The sequence below is a fragment of the Verrucomicrobiia bacterium genome (assembly GCA_019634635.1).
Taxonomy (GTDB): domain Bacteria; phylum Verrucomicrobiota; class Verrucomicrobiia; order Limisphaerales; family UBA9464; genus UBA9464.
On record JAHCBB010000066.1, the window covers coordinates 1 to 7193 of the forward strand.

Consider the following 7193-nt stretch of genomic DNA (forward strand, 5'->3'; position numbering starts at 1 on the left):
TCGGAAACAGGGGCGCCAGCTGCCGCGGTCCCACGGCGCGGGCCTTGTAGTTGCCGAAGCACAGATGCGTGCAGACGCGCGTGCGTCCGGGGATTGCCGGAGTTGAGGCTGCCTGCCGCGATCATCGCGGCGTAGGCAGGCGTGGCGGAAGTAGACCGAAAATGAGCCTATTTTCCCTAAAATTCAAAAACAAGGAAACCACACTTGACTTATTTTGTAGTTTTAGGACACTGGATCCTTGATTGTGTCTGATTCCGAGCTGATCGCCATCCTCCGCGAGATGAACCCGTGGTGGCGGGGCGAGCGTGTGGCGGACTTGCCGGCGTGGCGGCGGGCGGCGTTTGCGGAGTTGGAAATGTGGCTGCGGGAGCCGCCGGCTCCGCGCGCGGTGCTGCTGAGCGGGGCGCGGCAGATCGGGAAGACGACGCTTTTCCTGCAGGGCATCGAGGCGCTGATCGCGAGCGGAGTTCACGCGCGCAATGTGCTCTACGTGACCTTTGACCATCCGCTGCTGAAGCTGGCGGGGCTGGAGGCGGTGCTGCGCCTGTGGCGGGCGACGGAGGCGCGGGCGGCGGGGCTGGAGTATGTGTTCGTGGATGAAATCCAGTTCCTGCCGCACTGGCAGACGTGGGTGAAGCATCAGGTGGATTTCCAGAAGGAGCGGCGCATCGCGCTGACGGGTTCGGCGACGCCGCTGGTGATGGAAGAGCAGGAGAGCGGCGTGGGCCGGTGGCACACGATCCGGCTGGCGACGCTGTCGTTCTATGAGTTTTTGCGGATTCAAAAGCGACCGGAGCCGGAGCTGCCGGAGGTGCCGTCGCTGGGGCGGCTTTTTGAGTGGAGCGAGGGGGATTTCGCGCGAGTGGGCGAGGCGGGGGATCCGCTGGCGGTGCATTTCCACGAGTATCTCCAGCGGGGCGGCTTCCCGCAGTGCGCGCTGGCGCCGAGTGTGACGTGGGCGCAGAAGCTCCTGCGGGAGGACATCGTGGACAAGGTGCTGAAGCGCGACATGACCGCGCTCTTCGGTGTGAGGCGGGTGGTGGAGTTGGAGCACACCTTTCTTTACCTCTGCCTGCACGATGGCGGGATGCTGGACATGCAGGCACTGTGCAAAAATCTGGCGGTGAAAAAGCCGACGGCGACGAATTTCATCGAGCTGCTTGCGGCGGTGCATCTCATCCACAAGCTGCCGCCGCTGGGCTACGGCAAGGAGGTCCTGCGCGGGCGGCACAAGGTGTATCTGGCGGACGCGGCGATCAGCCCGAGCGTGCTTTCGAAAGGGCGCGCGCTGCTGGAGGATGCGGCGCTGCTGGGGCGCGCGGTGGAGACGGCGTTTTTCAAGCACCTCTTCACGCGCTTCTACGATGTAAACGTGAACTTCGCCTACTGGCGCGGAAAGAAGGATGCCGAGGTGGATATCGTGGCCGAGGTGCAGGGGCGGCTGGTGCCGTTTGAGGTGAAGTATCGCGGGCATAACACGGGGGCGGGTGAGCTGAAGGGGATGCGGGAATTTTGCGCGAGAAAGGGCGTGAAGCGCGGGTATGTGGTGACGCGGCAGTCTTCGGATTTCGGCGTGCTGCGGCTGAACGAGGACGGCGTGGACACGGAGGTGCTGAAAATCCCCGCGCCACTCGCGTGCTATTGGCTGGGGCGCTCGGAATTGAAATCAGCAAACCGGACGGAGCCATGAGTAGAAAGGAGCCAACAGCCGGCGGTCGCGTCGAAAAGAAGGCCAAGGACTCGCTCGTGCGCTCCTCGGCTGCGGCTTCGGCACTTTGTGATCGTGCATGTTCACGGAAACAACTGCGGCCCGTACGATCGAGGAGGCTCGATTTCCGCACGCTGGACTGGATTTTTCCAACGCCCAGACGCTACCCGATTGCAAACTCCGCTTTGGCTGACCCATTTCCGTTCCATTGGATTGGGTGTTGTCGTGCGGAGCTCGGTCAACTTGTGACGCGCGATGCCGTACGCGGCCGAGCCGTTGGCTCAGCAACTTCAGGCAACCGCCCGAGGCACCAGGCGCGTCACCAATCTCTCGATCACAAGCTCCAGATCCGCCTCCCGGCAGGGGGCTTCAAAGGGATGGGCTGGAGGCGACAGCCAGTCTTGGAAGGAGTCATGGCGCGTGCTGGCGAGGTCGCACAATCGTTCCCCCGCCTCCGCCACCGCGGAGGGGTTGCACTGCGGGATGCACACTTCCGGGCCAAACGCGCCTTCGAACCACCCTGCGGGCATTCCGCACAGACCGGCTTCCGGGTGGAATTGGCACCAGAGCAGCCGGACCATCGCCGCGTGGACGTATCGCGCTTCGGCTCCGAAGGGCCCGGCGCATTGCCATGGCGCCTTCGCCTCGTCGAGGACTGCCAGAGCCATGCCTTCGTCAGTTTGTCGCCATCCCAGGAACCGGGTCGGGCCCTTCCAGACTCCGGCACGGTTGAATCGGGGCCGCAAGCTCAAGAGCAGCTCGGACTCGCGCGCGAGGGCGTCCGTTTCGCTGCGGACCTCCTCCCACGCAATCCGGCGGACCAGGTGGAGCATGCGAACGATTCTCCGCGGCAATCGGTCCGGGTTTGCGATCCGGTAGCTGCCGAGCCGACGCTGCAAATTCCTGGCTTTGCCGACGTAAAGCACCCGGTCCTCCGCGTCATGCATGAGGTACACGCCAGGGGTGGTGGGCACCTGACGAAAGAACTCCCGGCCAAACCGATCCGTCAACGGTTGCGGGTCCGGCCAGAATCGCGGCTGCATCTGCGGCATCGTGGGGGTTGTGGATAGCGTCCCGTTGACTTCCTGGAAAGCAGGGACTACCCACACGGGTAGTAATGTCGCCATTGACTGACGCACAGCGCCGCGTCTTCGAGCTGGTGCGCTCCAAGGTCGCCAGCGGCGAGCCGGCTCCGACCCTCCGGGAGATTGCCGCCACTTTCGGCTGGAAGAGCAAACGGGCGGCGGCCTGCCACCTGCAAGCGATCGTCGCCAAGGGCTGGCTCACGTCGGATCCCGGCAAAGCGCGTTCGCTGCGGCTCGCGGGGCCGGGCCGGCGGGGATCTCCAGCGACCGCCGCGATCCCCCTGCTGGGGTCCATCCCAGCCGGATTCGGAGCCGAGCGGGAGGCGGAGGACGGCGGGGAATGTGTCCCGGTGGCCGTGGACACCCTGGGATTCAAGCCGACCCGCAACACCTTTGCGCTCCGGGTCAGCGGAGATTCCATGATCGGGCGGCACATCTGCGACGGCGACATCGCCGTGTTCGAGCACGGTCCCGAGCCGCGTCCCGGGCAGATTGTCGCCGCACTCATTGACCGGAAGAACACCCTCAAGACCTTCGTCGTGCGGAAGGGCAGGCCCTTCCTGAAAGCCGAGAACCCCAAGTACCCCGACCTGATCCCCTCGGAGGAACTCATGATCCAAGGGGTGTTCCGGGCGCTGATCCGACGTGTCGCGGAGTGAGGGCCCGTCGGACAGCCGTTGCCCGCCGCCCGCCGCCACCCTTCACCCGCGCATGGCGTCTCCGCCACGAACCATTGTCCACCTGGATGCCGACTGCTTCTTCGCCGCGGTGGAGCAGGCCTCCGATCCCAGGCTGCGCGGGCGTCCCATCGCGGTGGGCGGCGAGAAGCGGGGGATCATTGCGTCGGCCTCCTATGAAGCGCGGAAGTTCGGCGTCTTCACGACCATGCCCACGGCGCGCGGAAGCTGTGTGTTGCTTCGGCAAGCGAGGGTGAGCGCCGTGGGGTGCGGGGGTAGGCTGCTGGGCAGCCTATGAAACGAGAACGATTCTGCGGAACGGATTTGGAGACCCTGAGCACGCAACTGAAGGGGTGGCGGCAACAGCGCGGTGGGCGATGGCGGCTGCCTGAGGCGCTTTGGGATGCGGCGGGGGCGCTGGCGCGGCGGGAAGGGGGTCAGCCGGGTGTCCCGGCAGCTGGGTCTGGGCGATCACCGGCTGCGGCGGATCACCGAGGCGCAGAGCGGGGTGGGGCCTGGCGGAACGCCGAAGGTTCAGTTTGTGGAGCTGACGCGGCCACCGACAACGGTGGCGGCGGCGGACGGATACCGGATCGTGCTGGAGGACGGGGGTGGCCGCAGCCTGCGTGTGGAGTTGGGCGGGGACCGGGAAGCGCTCGAGCGGCTGGTGGCGCCGTGTTGGAGGGGCGTTGCATGATCCAGATCACCCCGCAGATGCGCCTGTTGGTGGCGGTGGAGCCGGTGGACTTCCGCAAGGGGATTGATGGACTGGCCGCGCTGTGTCGTTCGGCGCTGGGCAGCGATCCCCTGAGCGGTGCGCTGTTCATCTTCCGCAGCCGGAACCGGCGCGCGCTCAAGCTGCTGGTGTATGACGGTCAGGGCTTTTGGCTGTTCCAGAAACGGCTCTCTGCGGGCGCGTTCGCCTGGTGGCCTGAGGCCACCGGGCCGGCCGCCCGGCTGGAGGTGCATCAGTTGCAGATGCTCCTGTGGAATGGGGATCCGTCCGGGGCCCGCGCCGCGCCGATGTGGCGGGCGTTGCCGGGGTGAGCAAAAAAGTGGGGCTCGAGGCGCGATTTTTCTAGCGTTCCAAATCGTCAACGGCTACACCGGCCCGCGTGTCGGAAGTGCTGTTGAGCTATCGCGGACGGGAGATCCGGGCCGAAGATCTGGAGCAGATCCGCCAGTTGCTGGCGGCGCATCCGGGGCTGAGCCGTCGTCAGCTTTCCGGGCGGCTGTGCGCGCTGTGGCACTGGGTTCAGCCCAATGGGGCGCCCAAGGACATGGTGTGCCGGAGCCTGATGCTGCTCCTGCACCGCCGGGGCCTGATCGCGCTGCCGGCCCCGCGTCAGCGCCCCCCCAACAACGTCCTTGGCCACCGGCGGGTCGCCGCGGTGGGGGCGGTGGATGAGACGCCGCTGGAGGGTCCGCTGAGTTCCCTGGGCTCCCTGGAGATCAGCCTGGTCCGCCGCGGCCCCGACGAACCGCTCTTCGCCCACCTGCTCAGCGCCCATCATTATCTGGGGTACAGCCGTCCGGTGGGTGAGCACTTGAAGTATCTGGTGCGGGCCGGCGGACGCCCCGTGGCCTGCCTGGGCTGGGGATCGGCGCCCCGGCGGCTGGGCCTGCGGGATCACTTCCTGGGCGGTCCCCTGCGTCAGTTGCCGTTGATCGCCTACAACACCCGATTTTTGATCCTGCCCTGGGTGCGGGTGCCTTCGTTGGCCAGTCATCTGCTCAGCCGGATCGCCCGGCGGATCTCCCCGGACTGGCAGCAGGCCTATGGGCACCCGGTCCACCTGCTGGAGAGTTTCGTGGACACCAGCCGTTACCGGGGCAGCTGCTACCGGGCCGCCAACTGGATCTGCGTCGGGCGCTCGCAGGGGCGCGGCACCAAGGCCCCCACCCGTGAGGTGCGCTGCGCGCTCAAGGAGTACTGGGTGTATCCGGTGTCGCGGGACTTCCGCCGCCATCTGCTCCAGCCCGATGAATGCTGAGGACATGGTCGAGGGGGTGACGCTGGATGCCGCCGGGCTGCATGCCTTGCTGGAGCGGGTGCGCGTGTTGATCGCTCCGGAGGACTTCCGGATTTTGAAGGCCGTGTGTGGGGCGGTGCTTCGGGTCTGCCAGATGTTGAGCCAGAAGGACACGACCCTGGGGCGGCTGCGCCGCATGCTCTTTGGCGCCCGCACCGAGAAGACCCGCACCGTGCTTTCCGGCGGGGGGGCTCCGGCTCCGAAGGCGCCGCCGACGGCCAAGGCTTCCCGCAAGGGTCACGGCCGCCGCTCGGCCGCGGCGCACACGGCGGCCCCGCCCATCCGCGTCCCGCATCCCAGTCTTCAGCCAGGCGGCCTGTGTCCGGACTGCGGCCTGGGCCGGCTGTATGCGTTGGTTCCCAAAGTGATCCTGCGCTTCCAGGCCCAACCTCCGATCACGTCGAGCTGCTTCCATCTGGACCGCCTGCGCTGCGCCCGCTGCGGCGCCACCCACAGCGCACCGCCCCCGCCGCAGGCCGGCACGCAGAAGTACGCCCCGGAGGTCGGCCCCATGCTGGCCCTGATGCGGTACGGGGCCGGGATGCCCAACTACCGGATGGAGCGGCTCCAGGACGCCCTGGGGGTTCCGTTGCCCGCGTCCACCCAGTGGGAACTGATGGCCCAGGCCGCGGAACCCGCCCGGCCCGTGCTGGAGGCCCTGATCGTGGAGGCCGCCGGACGGGAACTCTTTCACAATGACGACACGACCATGCGGGTGCAGGAAATCCGCCGGGCGATCCGGGCCGATCCCCAGGCCACCCGCACCGGCATCTTCACCACCTGCGTGATGGCCCTCTCCCCCAGCGAGCAGCAGCCCGCCCTGGCACTGTTCTTCACCGCCAACCGTCATGCCGGTGAAAACCTCGACCGGATCCTGGATCTTCGACCCGAGGATCTGCCGCTGCCGCTGCAGATGAGCGATGCGCTCTCGCGCAATCCGCCCAAAACCCGCCCGACCCGCCAGGCCAACTGTCTGGCCCACGGACGGCGCGAAGTCGTGGACGCCCTGCCGCACTTTCCCGAGGAAGGCCGCCACATCCTCCTGCAACTCCAGGTCGCCTACCGCATCGACGCCCAGGCCCGCGAACTCCGGCTGGGGCCCCAGGAACGTCTGGAACTCCACCGCCAACACACCGCCCCGGTCTTCGAGGCCCTGCACCGCTGGATGGCGGAGACCCTCGACCAGAAGCGCATCGAACCCAACTCGGCCATGGGCCGGGCCATCACCTACCTGCAAAACCATTGGGAAAAGCTCACCCTGTTCCTGCGGGAGCCCGGGGCGCCCGTCGATAACAACATTTGCGAGCGGGCCCTCAAGCAGGTGGTCCTCCACCGCAAGAACTCCATGGGCTACAAGACCCGGCGCGGGGCCGAGGTGGGGGACCTCTTCATGAGCCTGATCCACACCTGCCGCCTCAACCGGATCAATCCCTTCGCCTACCTCACCGCCCTGGTCCGCAACGCCCCCGCCGTCCAGGCCAATCCTGCCGGCTGGTTCCCCTGGAACTATCCCCAGTCCCCAACCGGCCCCGACACCGGCTGAGCCGTCCCCGCCACCCACGGCCCCTCAATCCACCGCGGCCACCCCGGCCCGAAGCCCCAGCGTCCCGATTTTGGAAATTTTCGCGGTACCCGTGCTTGCTGAAGCAACACGATCCAGCGTCAGCAAGGCGGCCGGCGTTTCAGACGA

Annotated in this window: 8 protein-coding genes; 7 read left to right on the forward strand and 1 reads right to left on the reverse strand. The window is 67.0% G+C overall.

What is annotated here, in order from left to right; genetic code table 11:
- Positions 1-238 precede the first annotated feature (238 nt).
- Positions 239-1690: an ATP-binding protein gene (locus tag KF791_20715; protein MBX3735006.1), complete on the forward strand. Its 1452-nt coding sequence runs from the start codon at positions 239-241 to the stop codon at positions 1688-1690.
- Between the two features lie 308 nt (positions 1691-1998).
- On the opposite strand, the gene KF791_20720 is transcribed toward KF791_20715, so the two are convergent.
- Entirely contained in the window at positions 1999-2751 is a 753-nt protein-coding gene (locus tag KF791_20720; GenBank protein ID MBX3735007.1) for a nucleotide excision repair endonuclease, read from the reverse strand.
- Between the two features lie 74 nt (positions 2752-2825).
- On the opposite strand from KF791_20720, the gene lexA reads away from it, so the two are divergent.
- The 6 genes from lexA (at position 2826) to KF791_20750 (ending at position 7046) form a co-directional block, all read left to right on the forward strand.
- Positions 2826-3452: a transcriptional repressor LexA gene (lexA, locus tag KF791_20725; GenBank protein ID MBX3735008.1), complete on the forward strand. Its 627-nt coding sequence runs from the start codon at positions 2826-2828 to the stop codon at positions 3450-3452.
- Positions 3453-3504: 52 nt separating this feature from the next.
- Positions 3505-3768 carry a hypothetical protein gene (locus KF791_20730; GenBank protein MBX3735009.1) on the forward strand — a complete coding sequence of 88 codons (264 nt, stop codon included), beginning with the start codon at positions 3505-3507 and terminating at the stop codon, positions 3766-3768.
- Positions 3769-3915: 147 nt separating this feature from the next.
- A complete protein-coding gene (locus KF791_20735; protein ID MBX3735010.1) occupies positions 3916-4167 on the forward strand; it encodes a hypothetical protein in 252 nt (83 codons plus the stop codon).
- The gene (gene tnpB / locus KF791_20740; protein ID MBX3735011.1) at positions 4164-4517 is read left to right on the forward strand and encodes an IS66 family insertion sequence element accessory protein TnpB; all 354 of its coding nucleotides are present in this window, start codon (positions 4164-4166) and stop codon (positions 4515-4517) included. The genes KF791_20735 and tnpB overlap by 4 nt, the downstream gene beginning before the upstream one ends.
- A 68-nt stretch (positions 4518-4585) precedes the next feature.
- Complete coding sequence (locus tag KF791_20745) at positions 4586-5464, forward strand: DUF4338 domain-containing protein (protein MBX3735012.1); 879 nt, start codon at positions 4586-4588, stop codon at positions 5462-5464.
- Positions 5454-7046, forward strand: coding sequence for an IS66 family transposase (locus KF791_20750; protein MBX3735013.1), 1593 nt, complete (start codon positions 5454-5456; stop codon positions 7044-7046). Before KF791_20745 ends, KF791_20750 begins: the two co-directional genes overlap by 11 nt.
- Positions 7047-7193: the final 147 nt, after the last annotated feature.

Excerpts from the sequence above, each read along its gene's own strand:
- KF791_20720 (MBX3735007.1), bottom strand. The coding sequence starts at position 2,751 with ATGCAGCCGCGATTCTGGCCGGACCCGCAACCGTTGACGGATCGGTTT.
- lexA (MBX3735008.1), top strand. The coding sequence starts at position 2,826 with ATGTCGCCATTGACTGACGCACAGCGCCGCGTCTTCGAGCTGGTGCGC.
- KF791_20730 (MBX3735009.1), top strand. The coding sequence starts at position 3,505 with ATGGCGTCTCCGCCACGAACCATTGTCCACCTGGATGCCGACTGCTTC.
- tnpB (MBX3735011.1), top strand. The coding sequence starts at position 4,164 with ATGATCCAGATCACCCCGCAGATGCGCCTGTTGGTGGCGGTGGAGCCG.
- KF791_20750 (MBX3735013.1), top strand. The coding sequence starts at position 5,454 with ATGAATGCTGAGGACATGGTCGAGGGGGTGACGCTGGATGCCGCCGGG.